Here is a 24,198-nt window from a genome sequence, read left to right on the forward strand (position 1 = left end):
GGTCGCGCGGATTAGTCTGCGCACATGTCGACCACTCAACTCCAGCCGATGCCCACCGACTGGCGGCGTGCCCTCGCGGTCGTGGCCCACCCGGACGACCTCGAGTACGGCTGCTCGGCGGCGGTCGCGGCCTGGACGGACGAGGGCCGCGAGGTCGCCTACGTGCTGGTGACGCGCGGCGAGGCGGGCATCGACACGCTGGAGCCGCAGAAGTGCGGCCCGCTGCGGGAGCGGGAGCAGCGGGCGAGCGCGGCCGTGGTAGGCGTCTTCGAGGTGGAGTTCCTCGACCACAAGGACGGCGTCATCGAGTACGGCACCGCGCTGCGCCGCGACATCGCCGCCGCGATCCGCCGGCACCGGCCCGAGCTGGTCATCACGCTCAACCACCGGGACACCTGGGGCCAGGTCGCCTGGAACACCCCCGACCATGTGGCCGTCGGCCGCGCCACGCTCGACGCGGCCGGCGACGCCGGCAACCGCTGGATCTTCCCCGAACTCGCCGAGCAGGGCCTTCAGCCCTGGGACGGTGTGCGCTGGGTCGCCGTCGCCGGTTCCAGCACGCCCACGCACGCGGTGGACGCGACACCGGGCCTGGAACGCGCGGTGGCCTCGCTGCTGGAACACCGCACCTACATCGAGGCGCTGACGAACGAGGATCCGGAGACCTACGTCCGCGGCTTCCTGACCCAGCACGCCGAGGCCACGGGCGAGCGCTTCGGGGGCAGGCCCGCGGTGGCGTTCGAACTGTTCGGCAGATGACGCGGATGACGGGGGACCGACGACATCGGGGAACCCGGGTAGCTGGGGTCACGATCGCCGACGGCCGGATCACCGGCATGTACCTCCTGGCCGACCCCGAGCGGCTACCGAGAACACCGGTGAGTTGTCGTTTCGTATGCTGAACGCCATGCGAGATCACGAGGCCGCTCAGGCGGAACTGCGCGGTGACTGCCAGCGGTGCTTCGGGCTGTGCTGTGTCGCCCTGCCCTTCGCGGCCTCGGCCGACTTCGCGGTCGGCAAGGACGCCGGCACGCCCTGCCGCAACCTCCAGGACGACCACCGCTGCGGCATCCACGCGCGGCTGCGGCAGACGGGGTTCACCGGCTGCACCGTCTACGACTGCTTCGGCGCCGGACAGCAGGTCTCGCAGGTCACCTTCGGCGGCCGGGACTGGCGGTCCGGGCCACCGGAGCACGCCCGCCGCATGTTCGACGTGTTCCCGGTCGTCCGGCAGCTGCACGAGCTGCTGTGGTACCTGACCGAGGCGCTCGCCCTGCCCGCGGCCCGGCCCGTCCACGCCGATCTGCGCAAGGCCCTGGAGAAGACCGAGGAACTGACCGGCCGCACCGCCGAGGAACTCGCCGGTCTGGACGTGGCGGCGCACCGCCAGGACGTCAACGTCCTGCTGCTGAGGACGAGTGAGCTGGCCAGGGCCGGCACCAAGGGCCGCAGGAAGGACCGGCGGGGTGCGGACCTCGTCGGTGCCCGGCTGGGAGGCGCCGACCTGCGTGGTGCCAACCTGCGCGGCGCCTGCCTCATCGCGGCCGACCTCACCGGCGCCGATCTGCGGGGCGCGGACCTGATCGGCGCCGACCTGCGCGACACGGACCTCACGGGCGCCGACCTGACCGGGGCGTTCTTCCTCACCCAGCCGCAGCTGAACGCGGCCCGCGGGAGCGCCGCGACCCGGCTGCCGGAGTCGGTCACCCGGCCCGGGCACTGGGCGGCGTAGTCCGAGGGTGTCCTCGCCCCTGAAAGCCTCGTAAAGATCGTGTGACCTGGTTGGCGCACACCTTGATCTCCGATAGGTTAGGCAAGGCTTACCTAAGGAGGTCTGGGATGGGTGACGACAGCCACAGCTGGACGGCGGCCCCCGCCGCGGCGGAGCGGGCCCGCTCGGTGCTCGCCGCCGCGTGGTCCTGTGCGGTGACCACGGAGGGCACGCGCGAGGAACTGGTCGGCGCGCACACTGTGACCGAGGACGGCAGGGTGCTCGTCGATGTGCCCGAGGACAGTGCGCTGGCCGCCGCCGCGATCTGCGCGCCCCGCGGCGAGCCGTCCGCGGTGCTGGAGTTCGCCGATGCCGCCCCCGTCCCCGTGCGCGACCGGATCCGCGCGCGGCTGTGGCTCGCGGGCTGGTTCGCGGTCGAGGGGGAGCGGCTCGCCTTCACGCCCACACGCGTGGTGCTGCGGCAGGCGTCCGGGGCCGTGGTCGTGGACCTCGACGACTTCACCGCCGCCGTGCCCGATCCGCTCACCACGGCCGAGGCCCGGCTGCTGACCCACCTGGCCGACTGCCACGCCGACGCGGTCGAGCGGCTCACCCGGCTCGTCGACTCCGGCAGCCTGCACGGCGCCGTCCGGGTCCGGCCGCTCGCCGTCGACCGGCACGGCCTGACGCTGCGCATCGAACGCGCCCGCACCCACGGCGACGTACGGCTGGCGTTCCACACGCCCGCCGACGACGTCGCGCAGCTCACCGAGCGCATGCACGCCCTGCTCGGCCAGGCGGCCGCCGCCTCCTGCCCCCGGGCCCTACAACGGCAGCGCACAGACGGCGACCGGTGAGGAGAACGGTTCACCGGCGCGTCGCAGCGCCCCGCTCCTCTCGTCCACCTGGAAGACGGTCACGGTGCCGGACTTCTGGTTCGCCGCGAACAGCAGCGTGCCCTCCGGCGAGAAGGCGATCTGGCGTGGGAAGTCACCGCCGACCGGAACGGTGTCCAGCAGCCTCAGCTTCGCGCCCTCCGCCTCGACGGCATAGCGCGTGAGGCTGTTGTGGCCGCGGTTGGCGAGGTAGGCGTAGCGGCCGTTCGCGGTCACCAGGATCTGCGCCGGGTAACTCGTGCCCGATCCGGTGCCGGTGGACTGCGGCTCGCCCACCCTCAGGCGGCCGGAGGCCGGATCGTACGCGCAGACCGCCACCGTGTTGTCCACCTCGTTGGCGAGGTAGGCGTACCGGCCGCCGGGGTGGAACGTGAGGTGGCGCGGTCCGGCGCCCGGCCTGGTCCGTGCCTGCGCGACCTCTTGAAGCGTGCCGGCCTTCTCGTCGAGCCGGTACGTGTAGACGGTGTCCGTACCCAGGTCGACGGCGAGCACATGCCCACCGTCCGGGCTGGTGATGACCTGGTGCGCGTGCGGGCCCTGCTGTCCCGGGCCGGGCGCCGGACGGGAGTGCCGGACGAGGTCGGTGCGCTCGCCGAGGGCGCCCGAGGACTCGATGGGGTGCACGGCCACGTCGCCGGAGCCGTAAGCGGCGCTGAGCAGCCAGCGCCCGCCCGGATGCACCGACAGATGGCAGGGAGCCGCGCCCCCGGTGCTCCGGCTGCCCAGCACCTCCCGGTCGGACAGCCGGACGGCCGTCACGGCACCGTCCTCGCGCTCGTTCACCGCGTACAGCGTGCGCCGGTCGGGATGGATCGCGAGGTAGGACGGGTCGCCGATACCTGCCAGCGTGCCGGTGCCGGTGACGCGGCCCGTCACCGCGTCGTACGTGGCCAGGCCGACGCCCTTGCTGCCACCGTCGACGGAGGTGTAGGTGCCGAGGTAGAGGGGGCGCGGGCCGGAAGGGCTCCGGGCCTCCCGGGAGGGGCTCCCGCTCGCCTCGGGGGCCGCCGGAGTCGTCGGGGGTGTGGGGGCCGGCGCGTTGTCGCAGGCCGTGAGCGTCGCCGCGCCGGCCCCTCCCGCCAGTGCGCCGACGAACCGGCGCCTGCTCCAGCCGTCACTGCTCATGTCGCCCCTCAGGTCGTCCCTCGTCCCCGTCGCGACAGCCACCATGGCGTGGATCACCACCGGGTGCAAGATAGGCACCGGGGGTTGCATGGGGTGCAACATCCGGCGGACCCCCGAGGGTGCCGCCTCAACGGGAACCCCCGCCGAACCCCGCACGGCTGCGCCACATCTGCTCCTGCACGCCGAGGCGCTCACGCAGCCGCGTCAGGCGCGGCATCCGGGAGCGCTGTTCCCTCGACACACGGTCGAGTTCCTCGAACAGGCGCCGGGAGCGGTGCTCGGTGTCGAGTTCGTCGAGGATCCGGTTGACCTCCGTCAGAACGGCGCCGAGCAACTGCCAGTGCGACGTCTCGCGCCGGGCGTCCTCACGCAGCAGCACGGCCAGCTTGTCGCGGGTGCCCGCCGCGGTGCGCAGTTCCGTGGCGAGACGTTCCTCCGCCGACTCCGCGCTCTCGCTGAGATGGGTGGTCACCAGCACCGCGAAACTCACCACGGCGTCGGCGATCTCGGAGAGCAACTGCTGCAGCACGGCGCCCGTCTCGTCCTCGAACAGCGGCTCCGGCTCGCGCTCCTTGGCGAGGTCGGTGAAGGAGCGGGCGAGCACGCGAAGGACGACCGTGCAGATCTCCAGCGTGTCCAGGCCGGTGCGCAGCACCACCCGGTGCAGCAGGCTGTCCTTGACCCGCGGGTTGAGCCGCAGACTGTCCTCGGCCTGCCTGAGCGCCGCGTCCACCTCGACGATGTCGTGGTCCAGACGCCGCGCCTCGTACAGCCGCTCCTCCGCGCGGTCCACGGGCGTGCCGCCGACGGCCTCCTCGCCCATGCGCAGCATCAGTTGCCGCAGCCGGCGCGCCAGCCCGTCGATCGACTCGCCCGCCTCCTCCACCCACACCGGCGGGGCCAGCAGCAGATTGCAGGCGAGTCCGACGGTCGCCCCGATCAGCGTCTCCACCACCCGGGCCCACGCGGTGTTCCCGACGGTGGTGACCCCGAGGACCAGCATGGCGCTGATCGCGACCTCGGGCACGTACTCCTCCACCCGGACCAGCCGTCCCACGGCCAGCGAGGCCACCAGGAGCAGGGCCAGGCTCCACCAGGTCAGGCCCACCAGCAGACTGAACGCGATGGCGAGCAGGACCCCGGTCACCACGGCGTTCACCCGGCGGAACCCGTTGGTGAGCGTGGCGTACAGCGTCACCTGGACGACCAGCAGCGCCGTCAGGGGAGCGGTGAGAGGTGCCTGCTCGGGGCTCAGACGCAGCGCGATGACGTACGCGATCGTCGCCGCCGTAGCCGACCGCACCGTCTGGACGACCACGGGATCCCGTCGCTTCCGCAGGATCCGCAGGGTGGGCGCCGTCCACTCACGTACCTCTCGCATCCTCGGCCTGTTCCCCTTCCCCTGGCTCGAAAGCATCCATGAAGGAAGTTAATGCCAGGGGGCGGAACGGGCGACCGAGGGGCCCTCAGGCGGACACCTTGTCGAGGAAGGCGCCCAGATTGCCCAGGGTCCGCTCGATCTGCTCCTCCAGCGTGAGGCTCTCCTCGAAGCGGGCCCCGGTCTCAGGCGTCTTCTTCCCGCGTACATAGAGGGAGCAGGCGAGGTCGGTGCACATGTACGCCCCGACGGAGTTGCCCTCACGGCCGGCCGCCCCCGCCTTCCGCGCGGTCATCAGCGACACACCGCCCCGAGGGTGCGTCGTCAGGCACAGCGAACACATGCTGCGATGCAGGAAACCGCGCTGCGCGGCCTGGAACCGCATCGCCACCCCGACGAGCCGCCCCTCGCGCTCGACGACCAGATAGCTGCGATCGGGCGCCCCCGGATCCCGCCACCCGAGGAAGTCGAGATCTCCCCACGGACGCTCGGCGAGGTCGCGGGGGACGGCCAGACGCTTGGCCTCGCCCTTGGAGCAGTTGATAAAGGAGTTGCGGATGTCCTGTTCGGTGAGTGATCTCATGGGAGGGCTCCTGGTCGTCGCTACCGAAACCTAGGGGTCCTAGGTTTCTGGGACAGGCTAGAAGGACCGGCGAGAGGGAGCCAGTGGATTTCGCGGACGTCACGTCACGACGGGCACGGGCGGCACTGCGTCATGTGGCGGGTTTCTCGGCGGGAACCGCCGTGGACCCGCGGCTGCGGATCACGCTGAACTTCCACCCGGACCGGTGGGCGGGCGGCGTGTCCGTCCTCACGGCCCTCGCCCGGGACGGTGCCTACCACTCGCAGTTCGTCACCGGCACCAGCAACGGCGGCCTCACGGCCCGCCCCGGCGGCGACCGCTGGCGCTGGGAGAGCCGGATCTTCGGCGGGGCGTACGACGACGCCGCCCCGCACGAGCGGCCCGTGTACGGCGCCCTGAACTTCCGCCGGCAAGTGGTCGGCGCCGCACCGCGCTTCGGCTCCGCGCACTTCCGGCTGACCGCCGGCGCGCTGACCCGGGCCACGTTCTGCTATCCCGACAGCGCCGCCGAGCCGGCCGACTTCGGCGTCGCGGCCGGCATGTCCCTCATCGCGCTGGCCGAAGCGGACGAGCAGGACCCCCTCAACGACTACGTCGAGGCACATGTGCACGGCGGCGTCGACCTCTCCCGGGACGTGGAGGCGCTGGTCCTGGACGCCTGCTACCGCGGCACACCCGTCGAGGCGGCGGCCCGGAGCCTGCCCTGCCCCGTCGAGTGGCACCCCGGCTACCGGCTCACGGTGACCGGGCTGCGACGCCACGCGGACTACCGCGGCCGGGAGTACACGGAGCTGGGCGCCCGGATCGCCCGGGACGGCCTGGTCGACCCACGGGCCATCGGTGACGCCGCCCGGAGCGGTCGTTACGGGCTCCAGGACCTGAAGATGGTGTGGCACACCCTCGCCCGCTTCGGCGCCCCGGAAGGGGCGGGCACGGCCTACTCCGGCCCCGAGACCTCCGGCGGCCACACCCCGGGCCTCAGAACGCCCAGCGCGTAGGCCCGCGCCACCAGTTCCGTGCGGTTGGCGGCGTGCCAACGGGCCGTCAGACGGCGCAGGTGGTAGGTGACGCCGTCGGGGGTGAGGCCGGTTTCACGGGCCGCGCGGGCCGTCGTGGCGCCGGAGGCCAGCAGGGCCAGGACGCGGGCCTCCATCGGTGTGACCCGGGCCCGTTCCGCGGGCGGTGCGGCACCGGGCTCGCGCTCGCCGTCCACCCGCAGCATCACCAGTAGCGCCGGCGTGTCCTCCACCGTGTCACTCACCGGGTCCGCCGTCAGTTCGCCGTGGCGCTCCGTGCCGTCGGGGGCCCGCCAGCGCACCGAGACCTGGTAGCGCGAGCGATGCCGCAGGCGCAGGGCCTCGGCGATGCGCTCCACCTGCGTGGCCTCGCGGGGGCAGAACAGGTCCAGCACGTCACGGCCGCGCAGCCGCCCCGGCGTCGTACCGCACTCCGCGGCCATCGCCGGGTTGGCGAGCAGCACCGCCCCGTACACGTCGCACACCGCGACCGGCATGGCGACCCGGTCGAACAGCAGCAGGGCGCGGTTGCGCCACGTCACGGCCTCCTGCCGGGCCTGCTCCACGAGTTCCTCCCTGCCATGCCGGGGCGCCGTACGCAAGAGCGAAGCATGTGCGCGCACTACAGAATCATGCAGGGACGGCGCACGACCGGCCGGGCCCCGTGGATCACGCTGGACCGGAGTACTTCCTTACCGTGAAAGGCAGTTGCCGCGTCATGCGCCCCACCGCACAGGCTCCCCGGCCCGCAGACACCCTCCCCGGCGTCCCCGTCGCCGACATCTCCGCCACCGGACCCGGCGCCACGCCCATCCAGCAGGCCATGGATCTCATGCGCGAGCACGGGCCCGTGTTCCTCCGGCGGCTGTACGGGCGCGACACGCTGTTCGTGGGCGACCTGGACCTCGTGGCCGAACTCGCGGACGAGCAGCGGTTCGCCAAGCACATCGGCCCGGGTCTGGAGAACGTCCGCGAGTTCGCCGCCGACGGGCTGTTCACCGCGTACAACGACGAGCCCAACTGGGCCAAGGCGCACGACATCCTCATGCCCGCCTTCGCGCTGGGCTCCATGCGGACCTACCACCCCGTGATGCTGAAGGTGGCCCGCCGGCTCATCGACTCCTGGGACCGTGACGCCCGCGCCGGAGCGCCCGTCGACGTGCCCGGCGACATGACCCGCATGACGCTCGACACCATCGGACTCGCCGGGTTCGGCTACGACTTCGGCTCCTTCGAGCGGGACGAGCCGCACCCCTTCGTCGAGTCGATGGTCCGCTGCCTGGAGTGGAGCATGACCCGCCTCGCGCGCGTCCCCGGCCAGGACCACTCGGCGGCGGACGCGGCCTTCCGGGACGACTCCGCCTACCTCGCCCAGGTGGTCGACGACGTCATCGCAGCCCGCACCGGCACCGACCAGAGCCAGGCCGACGACCTGCTCGGCCTGATGCTCACCGCCGAGCACCCCGCCGACGGCAGCACGCTCGACACCGCCAACATCCGCAACCAGGTCATCACCTTCCTGATCGCCGGCCACGAGACCACCTCCGGCGCCATGTCCTTCGCGCTGTACTACCTCGCCAAGCACCCCACCGCGCTCCAGCTGGTGCAGCGCGAGGTCGACGAGCTGTGGGGCGACGTGGCGGACGTCGATCCGACGTACGACGAGGTCGGCCGGCTGACCTACACCCGCCAGGTCCTCAACGAGGCACTCCGACTGTGGCCGACGGCCGCCGTGTTCTCCCGGGAGGCCCGCGAGGACACGCTGCTCGGCGGCCGCATCCCGCTGCGCGCCGGGCAGGCCGCCCTGGTGCTCACGCCGATGCTGCACCGGCAGCCCGTCTGGGGCGACAACCCCGAGCTGTTCGACCCGTCCCGCTTCACGCCCGAGGCGGAGGCGGAGCGCCCGGTACACGCCTTCAAGCCCTTCGGCACCGGTGAGCGCGCCTGCATCGGACGGCAGTTCGCGCTGCACGAGGCCACCATGCTGCTGGCCATGCTCGTCCACCGCTACCGGCTGCGCGACCACGCCGACTACCGGCTCGACGTCAAGGAGACCCTCACCCTCAAGCCCGAGGGCTTCACGCTCGCCTTGACGCCTCGCACGTCCGCCGACCGCGTCCACCCGCCGCTGCCCGGCGCCGCCCCGGTCCAGGACTCCCCGTCGGCCGGACCGCAGGGCCTGCCCGCCCGCGTCCGCCCCGGCACCGCCGCGCTCTTCCTGCACGGCAGCAACTACGGCACCTGCCGCGACTTCGCCGGCCAACTCGCCGACGAGGCCGCCGCCGTCGGCTGCCAGACCGAAGTGGCGCCCCTGGACGCCTACGCCGGCGGCCTGCCCACCGACCGGCCCGTCGTCATCACGGCCGCCTCCTACAACGGCCGCCCCACCGACGACGCCACCGCCTTCGCCGCCCGCCTGGAGGAGACCCGTGACCTGTCCGGCGTGACGTACGCCGTCCTCGGCGTCGGCGACCGCAACTGGGCCGCCACCTACCAGCACGTCCCCACCCGGATCGACGAACGGCTCGCCGAGTCCGGCGCCGCCCGGCTGCTCGACCGCGCCGCCGCCGACGCCTCCGGCGACCTCACCGGCACCGTCCGGGAGTTCACGACGGCCCTGCGCACCGCCCTGCTGGAGCGGTACGGCGACCCGGACGCCACCACCCCGGACACCGGCGAACCCACCACCGCCTACGAGGTCCGCACCCTCACCGGCGGCCCGCTGGACGCCCTCGCCGAGCGGCACGGACTCGTCCCCATGCGGGTCACCGAGGCCCGCGACCTCACCGCGCCCGGCTACGCCCGCCGCAAGCGGTTCGTCCGCGTCGCGCTGCCCGCCGGCGTCTCCTACCGCACGGCGGACCACCTCACCGTGCTGCCCGCCAACGACCCGGACCTCGTCACCCGCGCCGCCGCCGCGCTCGGCGCCGACCTCGACACCGTCCTGGACATCCGCGCCACCCGCCCCCGCCGCGACGGCATCGCCGTCGACCGCCCCGTGACAGTACGGCAGCTCCTCACCCACCACGTGGAGCTACAGGAGCGTCCGAGCGCCGGGCAGCTGGCCGCGCTCGCCGCCGCCAACCCGTGCCCGCCGGAGCGCACGGCCCTGGCCGCCCTCACCGACGACCCGCGCACCCTCGTGGAGATCCTCGAGGACCACCCGGCCCTGCGGGGCGCCCTGGACTGGACGCGGCTCCTCGGCCTGCTCACCCCGCTGCGCCCCCGCCACTACTCCGTCTCGTCCTCGCCCGCCGTCGACCCCGGCCACGTGGACCTGATGGTCTCCCTGCTGGAGGCACCCGCCCGCTCCGGCAAGGGCGTCTACCGGGGCACCGGGTCCGGCCACCTGGCGGCACTCGAACCCGGCGACACGGTGTACGCACGTGTGCAGCCGTGCCGGGAGGCCTTCCGTATCGACGCCACCGGCGGATCCGCGCCGGTCGTCATGATCGCCGCGGGCACCGGTCTCGCCCCGTTCCGCGGCGCCATCGCCGACCGCACGGCGGCCCTGGCGAAGGGCGCCGAACTGCCCCCGGCCGTCTGCTACTTCGGCTGCGACGCGCCCGACGCAGACTTCCTGCACGCCGACGAACTGCGCGCCGCCGAGGCCGCCGGAGCCGTGTCCCTCCGCCCCGCCTTCAGCGAGACGCCCGAGGGCGAGGTGCGGTTCGTGCAGCACCGCGTCGCCGCCGAGGCCGAGGAGGTCTGGGCGCTGCTGGACGCCGGAGCGCGGGTGTACGTCTGCGGCGACGGTTCGCGGATGGCGCCCGGGGTGCGGGAGGCGTTCCGTACCCTGTACCGGAAGCACACGCCGGGCACCGACGGGACGGCCGCCGAGCGGTGGCTCGACGCACTGGTCGCGGACGGGCGTTACGTCGAGGACGTGTACGCGGCCGGCTGACCGAAGGGGAGGGGTGGGCGCACGGTGGTGGACTCCTGGGAACGAGCCCGGCACGTCCTTCAGGAGGCGGGCCTGGACCCCGGCCGTCTCGCCCACCTCCGGCCGCTGACCGGCGGCACCTACAACACGGTGGAGGAACTCCGCCTCACCGACGGCAATTGCTACGTACTGAAGATCCCGCCCGCGGCCACCACCCCGGGCATGCGGCACGAACAGCGACTGCTCGTCTCCGAGGCGGAGTTCTACCGCTCGGCCGCGCGCGTCGGGGTGCCCGCACCCCGGCTGGTGTCCGCAGGCGACGACTTCCTGCTGATGACGGCCTGCCCGGGCGACACCTGGGACGACACGCTCACCGACGGCGAACAGACCGCGCTGCGTACGGAACTGGGACGCCGGACGGCCCGTCTGCACGGCGTGACGGGCCCCGGCTTCGGCTACCCCTCCGGCGCCCTCGGCCCGCTCACCCCCGACTGGCGGGCCGCGTTCACGGCGATGTTCGACGCCGTCCTCGACGACGTCCGGCGCTACACCCCCCGGCTGCCCCGGCCCGTCGACGCGGTGGCCCGTACCGCCGCCTCGGCGTACGGTGCCCTCGACGAGGTCACCGTCCCCCGCCTCGTCCACTTCGACCTCTGGCGGGGCAACATCCTGGTCGACCGCACGGCCGGCGGGCCCCGTATCGGCGGGCTCATCGACGGGGAGCGCATGTTCTGGGGCGATCCCCTCGCCGAGTTCGTCTCCCTGGCGCTGCTGGGCGACATCCGGAAGGACGAGGCGTTCCTCGCGGGCTACCGGGAGGCCGGCGGCCGGGCCGTCTTCGACACGCTGGCTCGCCTGCGCTACGCCCTGTACCGCGCCTATCTGTACCTGATCATGCTCACCGAGACGGTTCCGCGTGAGGTCGGCGAGGAGCACCAGCGGTGGGTGCGGGAAAGGGTCGACCCGGAACTGGTGACCGCCCTGGACGAGATCGAGGGGGTTACCGGCGGTTAGTGCCTGCTCGGCGCACTCCGGGGGCCGCGGTGAGGTTTCGCAGGTCACGGCGGAGGTACTCGCGCGGCGCACGGACGACCGAGAGGAGTACGCCGTGACCGACCACCGCCTCGAAGGACCCGGCGAGAACGGTGACCCCATCCCGCGGGACATGCCGGACCAGCAGGCCGACGTCGGCGAGGACCCGTGGGAGGTCGCCCCGCGCTTCAAGGGCACCGCCAAGAAGGACAAGACGGACGAGCAGGACGAGGCCGAGGCCGGGTCCGGAGAGTCCGCCGACGACGTCCCCGACACCGACGAGGCGGGGACGGGCAGGCAAGGGGCGCCGCGCCAGGGAGCGGTGCACCCGGAGCATCCGGTGCCGGACGAGCCGGCCGACTGAGCGCCCCCGGCGCGTCGGCTCCTTGAACGCCGATGGCCGCAGCCGGCTGTGGGGGCCGGCTGCGGCCATCGGCCATGTGCGGGGGCGGCCGCCGTGCCGCTCAGGCGCGGTCGGCGGTGCGGTCAGCCCACCTTGCGTCCCCGCATCGGCGCCGTCCGCGCGCCTCCGCCCTGCTGGACACCCTCCAGGAACTCCTCCAGTACCGCCGTCGCCGTGTGCTCCGGCCGCCAGCCGAGCTCCCTGCCCGCCCGGGCGCAGTCCATCAGGGGCAGGCGCAGCACCGCGTCGAACAGGTGCGGGGACGCGGGCAGCAGGTGCAGGCCCCAGGCGGCGGCGATCGCCGAGCGGGCAGCGGTGCGCGGTACCCGAACCGGGCGTGCGCCGAGCATCTCACCCAGCAGCCGCGCGTCGACTGTCTCCCCGGCCGCCAGGTTGAAGGCGCCCCGGGCGTCGGAGTGCACGGCCAGCCGGTACGCGTCCGCCGCGTCGTCCGTGTGCAGGGCCTGCATCCGCAGCCCCGGGATGTCGGGCAGGAAGGGCAGCAGCTCCGGGCGGGCCAGCGGGCCGGGCAGGAACCGGCCGCCGAAGATCCGGCGCTGCTCGCTCGCGGACTCCCACTTGAAGAGGAAGGCGGGCCGCATCCGCACCACCCGGGTCTCGGGGTGGTCGCGCTCGAACGTGTCCAGCGCGCGCTCCAGGTACGCCTTCTCCCGGCAGTACGCGGCGTCCGGCCAGCCGTGCGTCGGCCACGACTCGTCCACCGCCCGGTCCTTCGGGCCGGGCGAGTACGCCCCGACCGACGAGGCGTGCACCAGCGCCGGCACGCCCGCGGCGGCCACCGCCTCGAACACCCGGATGCTGCCCAGCACATTGGTGCGCCAGGTCGCCGCCGGGTCGTGCGTCGGCTGGAACGCCCACGCCAGATGCACCACCGCGTCGGCGTCCGCGAACCGTTCGGCCAGGTCCGGCTGCTCGGACGCCAGGTCCACCGCCGACCAGTCCGTCTTCGGCGGCGACCAGTCGGGGATCCGCCGGGCCAGGCCCAGGACGGAGGCGACCTCCGGGTCCTCCGAGAGGAGGCGCACCACGCTGGTGCCCACGTTGCCGGTGGCGCCCGTGACGACGATCCTCTTGCCCGCTGTGCTGCTCACCTTCGGCTCCTCTCCGTCGTGCCCGTCCTCGGGAGTCGACCGAGTACCCGGTTTCACCGGTCCCCGTGGTCGGGGACGACCTCGGCCCACAGGTTCTCGGCCTGGAGCAGCAGGGTGCCGAGAACCGCCGTGTGGGTGGCCCCCTGCCCGGCGTGCTCGCGGAGCCTCTCCTGCAGTCGCTCGTGCAGCCGCCGCATCTTCTCGTCCATCTCGCCGTCCATGCAGGGGTCCACGCTGTCGTTGAGCAGGCGATCGGACTCCGTGTGGCAGGCCTGCCCGATCAGGTGCAGCATGTCCGCGTACGCGCGAAGGGCCGGACCGTCGGGCGGTGCGGGCGTCCGCTTGTCGTCCACCGCCACCGCCAGGGCCCGGGTCAGGGCGGTGACGTGCCCGGTGACCCGGCTCAGGCGTTCGTCCTCGTCCTGAGGCGGAAGCGGCGTCTGCGGAACGCGTTGCAGGGCGCGCAGCGGTCCGTAGGTCAGGCGCAGGCTCTCCTGGCTCCAGCGACGTGCCGAGCGCAGCGACTCCAGGCAGCGCTCCAGCCGGGCCGAGGCGCTCAGCCAGCCGGCGGCGGTCTGCGCGTCCCACTCGCCCTCGCGCAGGTCACCGGCGACGGTGCCCAGGACGTCGCCCGCCTCCCTGGCGAGGGCAGCCAGGTTCTCCCGGACGTCGCGCAGGTGAACCGGCGGCAGGACCAGCGCGTTGACGGCCACGCCGATGGCCGCGCCCAGGGCCGCCTGCCCGACCCGGTGCCCGACGGAGGACATGGTGACCGAACCGGCGGTGAGGGTGAACAGCGCCGTGGTCGCCGCGTAGATGCCCTGGTCGCCGAAGCGGCGCCAGTTCGCGAGCAGCATCAGCACCGGGACGGAGAGGGCCAGCGCGCCCGTCGTGTCACCGGTGACGGCCTCCGCCGCCGAGGCCAGCACGGTGCCGACGCAGATCGCCCCGAACTGCCGCGCCCCCGTCAGCAGCGAGCTGTAGACGGTGGCCTGCACCAGCACCAGCGCCACCCACGGCGCCATCAGCGCCAGCGGGTCGCCCATCCAGACGCCGCCCACCAGCCAGGCGAGCACCGCCGCGGCGGCGGCCTTCAGCGACTGGACGACCAGGTCCCGTTCCCGCCCGGGCCTCCGCCAGACGGCCCGGGCGGCCTCCCCGACGCTCCGCGCCTCGCGCCGCACGGCATCCATCGGCCGCGCCGAGCGGACTCCCTGCGCGAGCCCATTCATGCGCTCGCGCATCCCTTCGGCTCCCGTCCGGCCGTACGCCGCCCTGTCGGACCGGGTTCCGTTCACCGTACGGCTGCCCGTCGGCTTGTCGGATCGCGTGTCGTTCGTCGCGCGGCTGCCCGCCTTCCCGTCGGACCGGGTCCCGCTCCTCGTCCGGCCGTCTGCCGCTTGGTCAGGCCCCGCACCTCTCGCCGTCCGGCCGTCCGCCGTCTCGTCGGGGCTGGTCCGGGCCGTTCGCCCGGCCGGGTGGGTGCCGTCGGCCGCCGTCTCCTCGTCCATGCGTCGGCTGAACACCCGAGCCGTCGTTCGCCGGACCACCCTCGTCACACGCGTCATCCGCTGCGAGTATCCGCGTGACCGGGGGTTTCACTCCGGCTCATGCCAGTGGGCTGTCACACAGCGACGACAGGAGGTGCGCGGGATCCGCGTACACCGCGTCCGCGCCGGACTTCTCCAGGTCGGTGCGCGGAATGCCGCCGCACAGGACGCCCACACAGCGCACTCCGGCACGGCTGCCCGCCCGCATGTCCCACACGGTGTCGCCGACGAAGACCGCCCGCTCCGCCGGCACCCCGGCCAGCTCCAGGGCGTGTTCGACCGGCTCGGGCGCGGGCTTGCCCGCGTCGACGTCGTCGGCGCTGGCCGTGGCGGTGATGGCGTCGTCCGCGTCGATCGCCCGGCGCAACGCGCTCAGCTCCGGGCCGCCCGCCGAGGTGGCCAGCACCACCGCCCAGCCGTCGCGGTGCAGACGGCGCAGCAGCGGCCCGGCATCCGGCAGCGGTGGCAGCCGGTCGAAGTACTGCCCGTACAGCGCCTTGTGCCCGGCGCTGATGTCGGCGTCCTGGCCGGTGTCGCGGTCGTCGCCCAGCAGATGGGCCACGAGGTCGGTGGACGGCAGGCCCACGGCCCGGTGGATGGCGTGCATCGGCACGTCGTGACCGGCCTGCCGGAAGGCCTCCCACCACGCCACGACATGCAGGTGGTTGGTGTCGACCAGCGTGCCGTCGACGTCGAACACGGCCGCCCGTTCCGCTTGTGCCATGCGTGCGATCCCTTTCTCTCTGCGGTCCGCCCGGGTACCACCTCAGCCGCCGGTCACGCCGGACGGCACCCGCCGCTCGTGGGTCCAGGCCAGCAGCTCAGGGAGGGACCACGTGGTCACCACCCGCTCGGGCGGCACCCCGCACTCCTGTGCCCGCGCGCAACCGTTGATCTGCCAGTCCAGCTGCCCCGGCGCGTGCGCGTCGGTGTCGACGGCGAACAGCACACCCGCGTCCACGGCCCGGCGCAGCAGCCGCCGCGGCGGGTCGAGCCGCTCCGGCCGGCTGTTGATCTCCAGGGCCGTGCCCGTCTCCGCGCACGCCGCGAACACCTCGTCCGCGTCGAACTCCGACTCGGGCCGTCCCCGCCCGGTCAGCAGCCGGCCCGTGCAGTGCCCGAGCACGTCGGAGTGCGGATCGCGGACGGCCGCCACCATCCGGCGGGTCATCGAACGGGCGTCCATGCGCAGCTTGGAATGGACGGACACCACCACGACGTCGAGCCGCTCCAGCAGCTCCGGCTCCTGGTCGAGCGAGCCGTCCTCGAGGATGTCGCACTCGATACCGGTCAGCAGCCGGAACGGCGCCCAGGTCTCGTTCAGCTCCGCGACCACGTCCAGCTGCTCCCGCAGCCGCTCGGGGCTCAGCCCGCGCGCCACCGTCAGCCGCGGCGAGTGGTCGGTCAGCGCCGCCCACTCGTGGCCCAGTGCCGCCGCGGCCCGGCCCATCTCCTCGATCGGGCTGCCGCCGTCCGACCAGTCGGAGTGCAGATGGCAGTCCCCGCGCAGCAGCGCCCGCAGCTCCTGGCCACCCCGCACGGCCGGCTGCTCGTGCGTCTCGCCCTCCAGCTTCTCCAGATAGCCCGGCACCTGCCCGGCCAGCGCCTCACGCGCCACCTGCGCGGTTTTCGGGCCGACGCCCTTCAGCTTCTCCAGCGAACCGTCCGCCGCCCGCTGCCGCACCTCGTCCTCGCCCAGCTCCCGCAGCACCCGCGACGCCGTGCGGAAGGCGCGCACGCGGTACGTGGGCGCCAGGGACCGCTCCAGCAGGAAGGCGATCCGGTCCAGTGCCTCGACGGGATCCATCGCCACCTCCACCTCAAGGGTTCCCCAGCCCCCGCCCGGCCGCACGACGCACGGGCGGCGGTTTGCCCGGTACACACCCGGGTACTGCGATGCCTCGTCCCCACCGCTTCGCCGAGGAGGCCTGTCATGTCCGCTCCCAGCGCGCCCCGCAGCAAGGTCGCCGTGATCACCGGAGCCGACTCCGGCATCGGCAGGGCAACCGCCGTACGCCTCGCCGAGGCGGGCATGGACGTCGGCATCACCTGGCACAGCGACCAGAAGGGAGCCGAGGAGACGGCCGACGAGGTCCGGGCGCACGGGCGGCGGGCCGAGGTCGCCCGGATGGACCTCACCCGGCTGCCCGACGCCGCGGACACCGTGGACGAGCTGTGCGAGCGCCTCGGCCGCATCGACGTGCTGGTCAACAACGCCGGCACCGGCACCATGACGCCGTTCCTCGACCTGGAGCTGTCCGACGTGCGTGAGGTCCTGGACGTCGATCTCGTCGGGCCGTTCCTGTGCGGACAGAAGGCGGCCCGGCGGATGATCGGGCAGGGCGACGGCGGGCGGATCGTCAACGTGACGTCCGTCCACGAGCACCAGCCGCGCGTGGGAGCCGCGCCGTACTGCGCAGCCAAGGGCGGTCTCGGACTGCTCACCCAGGTGATGGCGCTCGAACTCGCCGAGTACCGCATCACGGTCAACGCCGTCGCGCCCGGTGAGATCTCCACGCCCATGACCGGTCAGGAGGACACCGACCCGCACACCGAGAGCCGTCCCGGAGTGCCGCTGGGACGGCCCGGCGACGCCCGCGAGGTCGCCGCCGTCATCGCCTTCCTCGCCGGCTCGGACGCCTCCTACGTCACCGGCGCCTCCTGGAGCGTGGACGGCGGCATGCTCCGCATGGGCCCGCAGGCCGGCTCGCACCTGACGGGCGACGACTGGCGCCGCCCCTGAGCGCATGCTCATGGAACTGCGCGGCAGGCCCTGCGAGCGGCACGGATCCCGCCGCGTCCGGGTGGGGCTGCCGTCGGCCGGCGAAGGCCTGGTCGGAGTCCGATCTGCTCGCCGGTGGCTGAGAGCCGCGCCGCCGCCGATTGCGCTCTACGCTCGATGCATGACCGAAATCGCGAGCCCGCACATACCCCATCCGCGGATCCTGGTGCTCGGGGTGCAGCCGGGCACACCGCCGTTCAGGATCGTGGAGATCGACGGCCGGGTGGTCGGGGAGGCCAGGGCCATCACCGACGTACTGGCGGCCGCCGCCGCGTTCGGCATCACGGTCCACGACCTGGACGATCCGGACGTGGTCCGCTGGGTGGGCGGGGACAAGTTCACCTGGACGCCGCACTAGGGGATGTCCGCCGACGGCTTCTTCCCCGCCCGGGCGCCGCGGGGCCTGCGCGCGTGCACCGCTCGGCTCAGCCGGCGGCCCAGGAGCAGGTAGCCGATGAGCGCGCCGGAGGTGTTGAGGATGACGTCGTCGATGTCGAAGGCGCGGCCCGTGACCAGGGCGCCCTGGGCGAACTCCACCAAGAGCATCACGACGGCCGTCAGCAGCAGCACCCGCAGGATGCCGCGGGTGCGCGGGGCGACGACGGGCACCAGGACACCGAAGGGGATGCCCAGCAGGATGTTCCCGCCGATCTGCCGGACGGCGTCACGCAGCTCCGGCTGGTCGAGATAGGCCTTCAGGGAACGCCCCGGATGCAGGTTGGTGTGGGTCAGCGCCTCCGACGCGGGCGACGGCTGCAGGGTCAGCCGCGCCAGCACCACGGCGAACGCGACCATGAACGTGAAGGCGCACACCATCGCCAGCAGCCGGAGCAACAGCGGCAGCGGGCGCCGCTCACTTCCGGAGTCCGCGGTACGGAGACGTGAGGCTGCACCGGCCATTCGGTCCTCCACTCTTCAACTTCCCTGCGTGACAGGGCGGTTACCCGCAGACGCGACGACGATGCCGCCCGGCCCGCGGCGACGCCGCCGCCGCGGACCGTTCCAGCCACTGTTTCCCCGGGTTCCGCCGGGCACTCCACGCTCCGGCCGCCGCGCGCCGTCACGTCCCGCGGCCGGGAGGCCTCGCCCGGAGCCCTCGGGAGCTGATCAGCTCCCGTACGAGACGCGCACCTCCTTGAAGCCCAGGGAGCGCAGGAGACCTTCGAGCATGCCGGTGGTGTTGGACTCGGCGCGTGCGGTCAGCTCGCTCTCCTTCGCCGCGTCGCCGATGTGCCGTACCGCGAGTTTCTGCACGGCCTGCTCACCGTTCGGGTTGTCCGAGAACAGGTCGCCGAGGCGGTCGAAGAGCCCGCGCTGCTTGGAGACGGCGTAGGAGCGGTCGGGGTCGAGGGCCGGCTTGCCCAGTTGGGCGTGGGGCAGCCGGAGCGTGGCGGACGTGCGGTCGCCGTTGACGCGCACGTCGTTCTCGCCCACCTTGCCCAGGTCGACGTAGGCGTCGACGGTGCCCGCGCCGACGTACAGGGTGCGGGTGCCGCGGATCGCGTCGGGCAGGAACCTGGCGTCCTTCTCCAGGTCCACGACGACCTGGAAGTTGCCGGAGGCGGCGTCGTAGCGGCTGATGTCCTGGATGGACTTCAGCAGTGCGGGACCGGACCGGTCGTGCGTGTCGGTGCCGAACAGGTCCTTCAGGCCCGGGATCACGCTCAGCCGGATCCCGGCGAAGAACACGACCAGTACCAGTACGAGCGCGGCCACCACCTTGGCCCAGCCGGGCATGCGCCTGGGGAGGCGCTTGACGGGAGTCGTCATGCGACGGCCCTCCTTCCTACTGACCGGATGCCCGCCAAAGCCCCTGCCAGACCGCCCTGTTGAGGACCGGACGACTTAGCCGGTAGCGCGGTGGGCGCACGCGGACAGGGCAGCACCGGGAGCCCGGTACGCCGCGTCACAGCGAGCCGGACGTCGCCTCCGGCTGCTCCAGCGCCGCGTCCAGAGTCGGCTGCGGGGGCAGCAGCCGGGACAGGCCGGTGATGCGCAGCACGCGGAGCGTCAGGGGATGGGCGCAGACGAGAAGCAGCTGCCCCTCCCGGTCGAGCACCCGGCTCCTGGCCCGGTACAGCAGCCGCAGGCCCGAGCAGTCGAAGAACTCGATCCGGCTGAGGTCGATCACGACCCGGGCGGCGGGGCGGTTGGTCTCCCGGTCCAGGTGCGGGGCGATCTCCGTGGCCGCCGCGATGTCGATCTCGCCGCGGAACTCCAGCACCGTGTGCCCCCGTTCCTGGCGGACGCGCAGATGCCGGGTGAGCGGTGCAGGTTCCTGCCGCACGACGAGATCGCCTCCAGCCTGCTCCGTGCATGGGGAGGGGCCGCGGTCCTCAAAACCGTTCCCCGCCCCGCAAGTTACCCCCGAACGGATGAATTTCAGCATGTTCGATTGACATATGTCTTTGAATTGCGGCCGAGTTGGCCGAGGTTCGCGCCGGGGTGTGCGCGGGGGCGAGCGCGGGCGCGCTTCCAGGCGCGCGGCCCCGGTCTACGACAGGGCGTGCCAGGCCTTGGTGAGGGCCTGGCGGAACTGCTCGGTCTGGTGTGCGGTGAGGTCGCGCACCATCCGCTCCTCCAGCTCGCGGACCGGCCCGGCGTGCCGCGCGAGCAGCTCCCGGCCGTCGTCGGTGAGCAGAATCAGCAGCTCGCGGCGGTTGCGGGGATTGCGCTCCCGGCGCACCAGACCACGTCCCTCCAGGGAGCGGACGAGATCCGCGATGGACTGCGCCGTGACGAAGGAGTCGCGCGCCAGCTGGGCCGCGGACAGTCCGTCGTGTCGCTCCAGGACGGTCAGCGCTGTGTACTGGAGAGCGGTGATCCCGGAAGGTCTGACCAGCTCGTCCAGGTGGGAGCGCACGACGAGCTCCACCTGCTTGATCATGTAGAGCAGGGAAGGGGGCGCCTTGGTCACCTGTGTGTCGAGCATGGACGCAGGCTAGACCATTGACAGGAAACCTGTCTGTAAAGAGACTGCGAACCAACAGGAAACCTGTTTGTTGAAATCTTGGCGACGACGCTGAGGAGCGGCGATGACCACCTTCGAGAGGGAACCCGGACAGCTGTTCATCGGGGGCCAGTGGCGCGAGGCCGCCGACGGGGCGCGCACCGAGGTGGTCGACCCGTCCCGGGGTGCGGTCGTCACCACCGTCGCCGAGGCGGGCCCGGCCGACGTCGACGCGGCCGTACGCGCCGCCCGCGAGGCCTACGACGCCGGCGCCTGGTCCGGGCTGAGCGGCCGCGAGCGTGGCCGGGTGCTGCACCGCGTCGCCGGACTGATCCGCGAGAACGCCGACGAGCTCGCCGCGCTGGAGAGCCTCGACGTCGGCAAACCGATCACCCTGTGCGGCGCGGTCGACGTCACGAACGCGGCCAACGACTACGAGTACTACGCGAACCTCGCCCAGAGCCTGGACGGCGCCCTGCGCGACACCCCCATGAACGCCCTCGCCTATACCAAGCGCGAGCCGCTCGGCGTGGTCGCCGCGATCACCCCCTTCAACTTCCCGCTCATCCTGGCCGGTTCCAAGATCGGCCCGGCCCTCGCGGCCGGCAACGCGGTCGTCCACAAGCCGGCCGACGAGACCCCCCTCAGCGCCCTGTACATGGCGCGGCTCCTGAAGGAAGCGGGCGTACCCGACGGTGTGGTCAACGTCGTGACCGGTGCCGGCCCGGTGGCGGGCGAGGCGCTGCTGCGCCACCGCGGTGTCGACAAGGTCGCCTTCACCGGCTCCACCGCGATCGGCCGCCATGTGGCGAGCGTCGCCGGCGAGGCACTCAAGCCCGTCACCATGGAACTCGGCGGGAACGCGGCCCACATCGTCTTCGAGGACGCCGACCTGGAGAAGGCCGTCGGCGCGGTCATCAAGGGCTTCGTCTTCAACACCGGCCAGTTCTGCATGGGCGGACCGCGCCTGCTCGTCGCCCGCTCGGTGTACCCCACCCTGCTGGGCATCCTCGCCGAGGCAGTCCCCGGCGTGCCGGTCGGCGACCCGCGCGACCCGGCCACCGTCATCGGCCCGATGGCCGCCGAGAAGCACCTCCAGAAGGTCGAGGAGTACGTCGCCCTGGCCCGCAAGGAGGGCGCCCGCATCATCTGCGGCGGCGAGCGGCTCGACCTGGACGGCGGCTACTACTACAAGCCCACCGTCATCGCCGACCTGTCGAACGACTCCCGTGTCGTCCAGGAGGAGATCTTCGGCCCCGTCCTCACCGTCCAGCCCTTCGACGACGAGGACGAGGCCATCGCCCTCGCCAACTCCACGCCCTACGGCCTGGCCTCGGGCATCCAGACCACCCACCTCGCCCGCGCCCACCGGGTCGCCGGCCGGCTCCAGGCCGGCATCGTCTGGATCAACGACTGGGCGATGCTCGACCCCGCCGTGCCCTTCGGCGGCGTGAAGGACTCCGGCTACGGCCGCGAGTACGGGCCCGAGGCCCTCGCCGGTTACACCAAGGTCAAGTCCGTCGTCGTCTCGCTCGACTGAGCACCGTCAAGGAGCCCACGCGATGCCCATCACCACCCGTGCCGCGGTCGTCGAGTCCGGCGGTGCGCCCTTCACCCTCTCCGACGTCGTCCTCGACGAACCCGGCGCCCACGAGGTGCTGGTCCGCATGGTCGCCGCCGGCCTGTGCCACACCGACCTCGGCGTGGCGAGCGGCGGACTGCCCTTCCCGTTGCCCGGGGTCCTCGGCCACGAGGGCGCGGGCGTCGTCGAGGCCGTCGGCTCCGCCGTCACCTCCGTCGCGCCCGGCGACCACGTCCTGCTCTCCTTCACCTCCTGCGGCGACTGCCGCAACTGCCGCGGCGGGCACCCGGCGTACTGCGCGACCTGGCTGCCGCTGAATCTGCTCGGCGGTGGCCGGGCCGACGGGACGAACACCATCAGCCGGGACGGTGAGGCCCTGGGCGGTCACTTCTTCGGCCAGTCCTCCTTCGCCGGCCGGGCACTCGCCGACGAGCGCGGCGTCGTCAAGGTCGACCCGGACGTGCCACTGCAGTCGATAGCCCCGCTGGGCTGCGGTGTGCAGACCGGCGTGGGGGCGGTGTGGAACGTGCTGAAGCCGGAGACGGGCGGCACGGTCGTCGTCCTGGGCGCCGGGGCGGTCGGTCTGTCCGCCGTCATGGCCGCGGCCCTCACCCCGGCCACCAGGATCGTCGCGGTCGACCGCGTCGCCGAACGGCTCTCCCTGGCGACGGAGCTGGGCGCCACGCACACCGTGGACACCAGCCGGGAGGACCTGGCCGAGGCCCTCTCCGGCATCACGGGCGGCCAGGGCGCGGACGGTGTCGTGGAGACCACGGGCAACGTCGCCGTCCTGCGCCAGGGCGTCGACGCGCTCGCCGCCCGCGGCACCCTGGTGGTCGTCGGCGCCCCGCCCTTCGGCACCGAAGTCGCCCTCGACGTCAACGGGCTCCTCGGCGGCAAGCGCATCGTGGGGCTGACCCTCGGCGACAGCGAGACACAGACCATGATCCCGGCCCTGGTCCACCTGGTGAAGGAGGACCGGCTCCCGCTGCACCGCCTGATCAGCACGTACCCGTTCGAAGACATCGACCGCGCGGCCCAGGACATGAGGTCGGGCAAGACGATCAAGCCGGTGCTGACGTTCTGACAGTTCCGCGCAGCAGGGCACGTCGCGCCGCCACTCGACACCCGGCACTCGGCGTTGGTGCTGAGGGCGGGGCGTTGCGCAGCCCGGCGGTGCGGGGTGCCGCTGCGCCCACCCTCCCCCAAGCTCTCGGCTTCGCTCGAGCAGGGGGGACCCCCATCGCCCCCCGAGGCGTGGGCCTCGGCCGCGGCGGACAGGGGGAAGGTCCCGGCGATCGTGGCGCGGAGCTTGCCCTGCCCGGCGAGTTCCGCGATCGCCTCCATGCCCGCCCGGTCGGCGTCGACCAGCATCCGGACCGCCCGCACCCCGAGCCGCTCGGCCTCCTGATAGAAGTCGTCCGAACCGCCCGGCAGGATCGACACCACGACCCCGCCCGGGCGCAGCACGCGCAGCGAGCGCAGGGAGGTGTCGCCGCCGATCGTGTCCAGGACGACGTCGACGTCCTTCACGGCCTCGGTGAAGTCCGTCTCCCGGTAGTCCACCGTCTCGTCCGCCCCGATGCCGCGCAGGAACTCGTGCTTGCCCGCGCTCGCCGTGCCGATCACATACGCACCGCGTTCCTTGGCGATCTGCACCGCCACATGCCCGACCCCGCCCGCCGCGGCATGGATCAGCACCCGCTGCCCGGGCCGCAGGTCCGCATGCTCGACCAGCGCCTGCCACGCGGTGAGCGACACCAGCGGGAGCGCGCCCGCCTGGGTGTGGTCGATCCCGGCCGGCTTGCGGGTGAGGGCCCGCACCGGTGCGATCACGAACTCGGCGTGCGAACCGTGCCCGAACGGGTACGGCAGCATGCCGAAGACCTCGTCCCCGGGCGCGAACGCCGCGACGCCGACGCCGACCGCCTCCACCACTCCGGAGACGTCCCAGCCGAGGACGAAGGGCGGCTCACCGAGGAAACCGCCGGTGGCGCGGTGCTTCCAGTCGGTCGGGTTGACCCCGGCCGCCCGTACCCGGACCAGCACCTCGTTCGGCCGCGGTACCGGCCGCTCGATCTCGACTTCCTTCAGGACCTCGGGACCGCCGAGGACGTCCTGGCTGACGGCTCGCATCGTGTTCTGTGTGCTCATGGTGATCCAGCGTGCCTGTTCGCGCACCGCACGCCAATGGC

General features: G+C 73.0%; 23 protein-coding genes and 1 pseudogene. 11 read left to right on the top strand and 13 right to left on the bottom strand.

Features of this window, described 5'->3' with window-relative positions; all coding sequences use genetic code 11:
• The first annotated feature begins 24 nt into the window (after nt 1-24).
• The 3 genes from IE97_RS0130575 to IE97_RS0130585 all read left to right on the top strand — a co-directional run bounded on the left by IE97_RS0130575 (nt 25) and on the right by IE97_RS0130585 (nt 2,568).
• Nucleotides 25-759, top strand: coding sequence for a PIG-L deacetylase family protein (locus IE97_RS0130575; protein WP_030247573.1), 735 nt, complete (start codon nt 25-27; stop codon nt 757-759).
• A gap of 136 nt (nt 760-895) precedes the next feature.
• Nucleotides 896-1,732: a pentapeptide repeat-containing protein gene (locus IE97_RS0130580; protein WP_051705178.1), complete on the top strand. Its 837-nt coding sequence runs from the start codon at nt 896-898 to the stop codon at nt 1,730-1,732.
• A gap of 107 nt (nt 1,733-1,839) precedes the next feature.
• Nucleotides 1,840-2,568, top strand: a complete 729-nt coding sequence (locus IE97_RS0130585) for a DUF2470 domain-containing protein (protein ID WP_030247577.1) — start codon at nt 1,840-1,842, stop codon at nt 2,566-2,568.
• Here the strand turns inward: IE97_RS0130585 and IE97_RS0130590 are convergent.
• From IE97_RS0130590 to IE97_RS0130600, 3 genes are all read right to left on the bottom strand, one after another.
• Complete coding sequence (locus tag IE97_RS0130590) at nt 2,536-3,732, bottom strand: lactonase family protein (protein ID WP_030247580.1); 1,197 nt, start codon at nt 3,730-3,732, stop codon at nt 2,536-2,538. The two genes, IE97_RS0130585 and IE97_RS0130590, sit on opposite strands and share 33 nt — an antisense overlap.
• Before the next feature lie 127 nt (nt 3,733-3,859).
• Nucleotides 3,860-5,113 carry an FUSC family protein gene (locus IE97_RS0130595; RefSeq protein ID WP_030247581.1) on the bottom strand — a complete coding sequence of 418 codons (1,254 nt, stop codon included), beginning with the start codon at nt 5,111-5,113 and terminating at the stop codon, nt 3,860-3,862.
• An 85-nt stretch (nt 5,114-5,198) separates the two neighbouring features.
• Nucleotides 5,199-5,693 carry an FBP domain-containing protein gene (locus tag IE97_RS0130600; protein WP_030247582.1) on the bottom strand — a complete coding sequence of 165 codons (495 nt, stop codon included), beginning with the start codon at nt 5,691-5,693 and terminating at the stop codon, nt 5,199-5,201.
• An 83-nt stretch (nt 5,694-5,776) separates the two neighbouring features.
• Here IE97_RS0130600 and IE97_RS0130605 point away from each other — a divergent pair, with 83 nt between their 5' ends.
• Nucleotides 5,777-6,691, top strand: a complete 915-nt coding sequence (locus IE97_RS0130605; RefSeq protein ID WP_030247584.1) for a DUF3626 domain-containing protein — start codon at nt 5,777-5,779, stop codon at nt 6,689-6,691.
• Here IE97_RS0130605 and IE97_RS0130610 read toward each other — a convergent pair.
• Entirely contained in the window at nt 6,631-7,311 is a 681-nt protein-coding gene (locus tag IE97_RS0130610; RefSeq protein ID WP_420706150.1) for a helix-turn-helix transcriptional regulator, read from the bottom strand. The genes IE97_RS0130605 and IE97_RS0130610 overlap by 61 nt on opposite strands.
• Nucleotides 7,312-7,427: 116 nt before the next feature.
• Between IE97_RS0130610 and IE97_RS0130615 the strand changes: the two genes are divergently transcribed.
• The 3 genes from IE97_RS0130615 (at nt 7,428) to IE97_RS0130625 (ending at nt 11,988) form a co-directional block, all read left to right on the top strand.
• Nucleotides 7,428-10,613 (top strand): cytochrome P450, encoded by a 3,186-nt coding sequence (locus IE97_RS0130615; protein WP_030247590.1) that lies wholly within the window; start codon nt 7,428-7,430, stop codon nt 10,611-10,613.
• A 24-nt stretch (nt 10,614-10,637) separates the two neighbouring features.
• Nucleotides 10,638-11,606 carry a phosphotransferase family protein gene (locus IE97_RS0130620; protein ID WP_030247592.1) on the top strand — a complete coding sequence of 323 codons (969 nt, stop codon included), beginning with the start codon at nt 10,638-10,640 and terminating at the stop codon, nt 11,604-11,606.
• Between the two features lie 94 nt (nt 11,607-11,700).
• Nucleotides 11,701-11,988 carry a hypothetical protein gene (locus IE97_RS0130625; protein ID WP_030247595.1) on the top strand — a complete coding sequence of 96 codons (288 nt, stop codon included), beginning with the start codon at nt 11,701-11,703 and terminating at the stop codon, nt 11,986-11,988.
• Between the two features lie 122 nt (nt 11,989-12,110).
• On the opposite strand, the gene IE97_RS0130630 is transcribed toward IE97_RS0130625, so the two are convergent.
• The 4 genes from IE97_RS0130630 to IE97_RS0130645 form a co-directional block, all read right to left on the bottom strand.
• Entirely contained in the window at nt 12,111-13,139 is a 1,029-nt protein-coding gene (locus IE97_RS0130630; RefSeq protein ID WP_030247598.1) for an SDR family oxidoreductase, read from the bottom strand.
• A gap of 53 nt (nt 13,140-13,192) precedes the next feature.
• On the bottom strand, nt 13,193-14,332 hold the full coding sequence (locus IE97_RS0130635) for an aromatic acid exporter family protein (protein ID WP_030899660.1): 1,140 nt from the start codon (nt 14,330-14,332) through the stop codon (nt 13,193-13,195).
• A 415-nt stretch (nt 14,333-14,747) separates the two neighbouring features.
• Nucleotides 14,748-15,413 carry an HAD family hydrolase gene (locus tag IE97_RS0130640; protein ID WP_030247600.1) on the bottom strand — a complete coding sequence of 222 codons (666 nt, stop codon included), beginning with the start codon at nt 15,411-15,413 and terminating at the stop codon, nt 14,748-14,750.
• Between the two features lie 42 nt (nt 15,414-15,455).
• Nucleotides 15,456-16,496: a PHP domain-containing protein gene (locus tag IE97_RS0130645; RefSeq protein ID WP_030247603.1), complete on the bottom strand. Its 1,041-nt coding sequence runs from the start codon at nt 16,494-16,496 to the stop codon at nt 15,456-15,458.
• 126 nt (nt 16,497-16,622) lie between these two features.
• Between IE97_RS0130645 and IE97_RS0130650 the strand changes: the two genes are divergently transcribed.
• Together IE97_RS0130650 and IE97_RS0130655 are read left to right on the top strand one after the other, a co-directional pair.
• Complete coding sequence (locus tag IE97_RS0130650) at nt 16,623-17,432, top strand: SDR family oxidoreductase (protein WP_051705179.1); 810 nt, start codon at nt 16,623-16,625, stop codon at nt 17,430-17,432.
• A gap of 160 nt (nt 17,433-17,592) precedes the next feature.
• Nucleotides 17,593-17,829 carry a hypothetical protein gene (locus IE97_RS0130655; RefSeq protein WP_030247607.1) on the top strand — a complete coding sequence of 79 codons (237 nt, stop codon included), beginning with the start codon at nt 17,593-17,595 and terminating at the stop codon, nt 17,827-17,829.
• Here the strand turns inward: IE97_RS0130655 and IE97_RS0130660 are convergent.
• The 4 genes from IE97_RS0130660 to IE97_RS0130675 form a co-directional block, all read right to left on the bottom strand.
• Nucleotides 17,826-18,371, bottom strand: coding sequence for a VanZ family protein (locus IE97_RS0130660; protein WP_030247609.1), 546 nt, complete (start codon nt 18,369-18,371; stop codon nt 17,826-17,828). The genes IE97_RS0130655 and IE97_RS0130660 overlap by 4 nt on opposite strands.
• Nucleotides 18,372-18,578: 207 nt before the next feature.
• Nucleotides 18,579-19,241 carry a DUF4230 domain-containing protein gene (locus IE97_RS0130665; protein WP_030247612.1) on the bottom strand — a complete coding sequence of 221 codons (663 nt, stop codon included), beginning with the start codon at nt 19,239-19,241 and terminating at the stop codon, nt 18,579-18,581.
• A gap of 136 nt (nt 19,242-19,377) precedes the next feature.
• Nucleotides 19,378-19,758: an anti-sigma factor antagonist gene (locus IE97_RS0130670; RefSeq protein ID WP_030247614.1), complete on the bottom strand. Its 381-nt coding sequence runs from the start codon at nt 19,756-19,758 to the stop codon at nt 19,378-19,380.
• Nucleotides 19,759-19,965: 207 nt separating this feature from the next.
• Nucleotides 19,966-20,403: a MarR family winged helix-turn-helix transcriptional regulator gene (locus IE97_RS0130675; RefSeq protein ID WP_030247616.1), complete on the bottom strand. Its 438-nt coding sequence runs from the start codon at nt 20,401-20,403 to the stop codon at nt 19,966-19,968.
• Nucleotides 20,404-20,506: 103 nt separating this feature from the next.
• Here IE97_RS0130675 and IE97_RS0130680 point away from each other — a divergent pair, with 103 nt between their 5' ends.
• Nucleotides 20,507-21,961 carry an aldehyde dehydrogenase family protein gene (locus IE97_RS0130680; RefSeq protein WP_030247618.1) on the top strand — a complete coding sequence of 485 codons (1,455 nt, stop codon included), beginning with the start codon at nt 20,507-20,509 and terminating at the stop codon, nt 21,959-21,961.
• Between the two features lie 22 nt (nt 21,962-21,983).
• Nucleotides 21,984-23,090, top strand: coding sequence for an NAD(P)-dependent alcohol dehydrogenase (locus tag IE97_RS0130685; protein ID WP_030247619.1), 1,107 nt, complete (start codon nt 21,984-21,986; stop codon nt 23,088-23,090).
• A 152-nt stretch (nt 23,091-23,242) separates the two neighbouring features.
• Here IE97_RS0130685 and IE97_RS40905 read toward each other — a convergent pair.
• Nucleotides 23,243-24,157: pseudogene (locus IE97_RS40905) on the bottom strand (NADP-dependent oxidoreductase); the annotation flags it as partial.
• Between the last annotated feature and the right edge of the window lie 41 nt (nt 24,158-24,198).

It is taken from the genome of Streptomyces sp. NRRL S-455 (assembly GCF_000717875.1).
In the GTDB taxonomy this organism is placed as follows: domain Bacteria; phylum Actinomycetota; class Actinomycetes; order Streptomycetales; family Streptomycetaceae; genus Streptomyces.

Bases quoted from the DNA above. Each gene is read 5' to 3' on its own strand.
- IE97_RS0130575 (WP_030247573.1), top strand. From the start codon at position 25: ATGTCGACCACTCAACTCCAGCCGATGCCCACCGACTGGCGGCGTGCC.
- IE97_RS0130580 (WP_051705178.1), top strand. From the start codon at position 896: ATGCTGAACGCCATGCGAGATCACGAGGCCGCTCAGGCGGAACTGCGC.
- IE97_RS0130585 (WP_030247577.1), top strand. From the start codon at position 1,840: ATGGGTGACGACAGCCACAGCTGGACGGCGGCCCCCGCCGCGGCGGAG.
- IE97_RS0130590 (WP_030247580.1), bottom strand. From the start codon at position 3,732: ATGAGCAGTGACGGCTGGAGCAGGCGCCGGTTCGTCGGCGCACTGGCG.
- IE97_RS0130595 (WP_030247581.1), bottom strand. From the start codon at position 5,113: ATGCGAGAGGTACGTGAGTGGACGGCGCCCACCCTGCGGATCCTGCGG.
- IE97_RS0130600 (WP_030247582.1), bottom strand. From the start codon at position 5,693: ATGAGATCACTCACCGAACAGGACATCCGCAACTCCTTTATCAACTGC.
- IE97_RS0130615 (WP_030247590.1), top strand. From the start codon at position 7,428: ATGCGCCCCACCGCACAGGCTCCCCGGCCCGCAGACACCCTCCCCGGC.
- IE97_RS0130635 (WP_030899660.1), bottom strand. From the start codon at position 14,332: ATGGATGCCGTGCGGCGCGAGGCGCGGAGCGTCGGGGAGGCCGCCCGG.
- IE97_RS0130640 (WP_030247600.1), bottom strand. From the start codon at position 15,413: ATGGCACAAGCGGAACGGGCGGCCGTGTTCGACGTCGACGGCACGCTG.
- IE97_RS0130645 (WP_030247603.1), bottom strand. From the start codon at position 16,496: ATGGATCCCGTCGAGGCACTGGACCGGATCGCCTTCCTGCTGGAGCGG.
- IE97_RS0130650 (WP_051705179.1), top strand. From the start codon at position 16,623: ATGTCCGCTCCCAGCGCGCCCCGCAGCAAGGTCGCCGTGATCACCGGA.
- IE97_RS0130655 (WP_030247607.1), top strand. From the start codon at position 17,593: ATGACCGAAATCGCGAGCCCGCACATACCCCATCCGCGGATCCTGGTG.
- IE97_RS0130660 (WP_030247609.1), bottom strand. From the start codon at position 18,371: ATGGCCGGTGCAGCCTCACGTCTCCGTACCGCGGACTCCGGAAGTGAG.
- IE97_RS0130665 (WP_030247612.1), bottom strand. From the start codon at position 19,241: ATGACGACTCCCGTCAAGCGCCTCCCCAGGCGCATGCCCGGCTGGGCC.
- IE97_RS0130675 (WP_030247616.1), bottom strand. From the start codon at position 20,403: ATGCTCGACACACAGGTGACCAAGGCGCCCCCTTCCCTGCTCTACATG.
- IE97_RS0130680 (WP_030247618.1), top strand. From the start codon at position 20,507: ATGACCACCTTCGAGAGGGAACCCGGACAGCTGTTCATCGGGGGCCAG.
- IE97_RS0130685 (WP_030247619.1), top strand. From the start codon at position 21,984: ATGCCCATCACCACCCGTGCCGCGGTCGTCGAGTCCGGCGGTGCGCCC.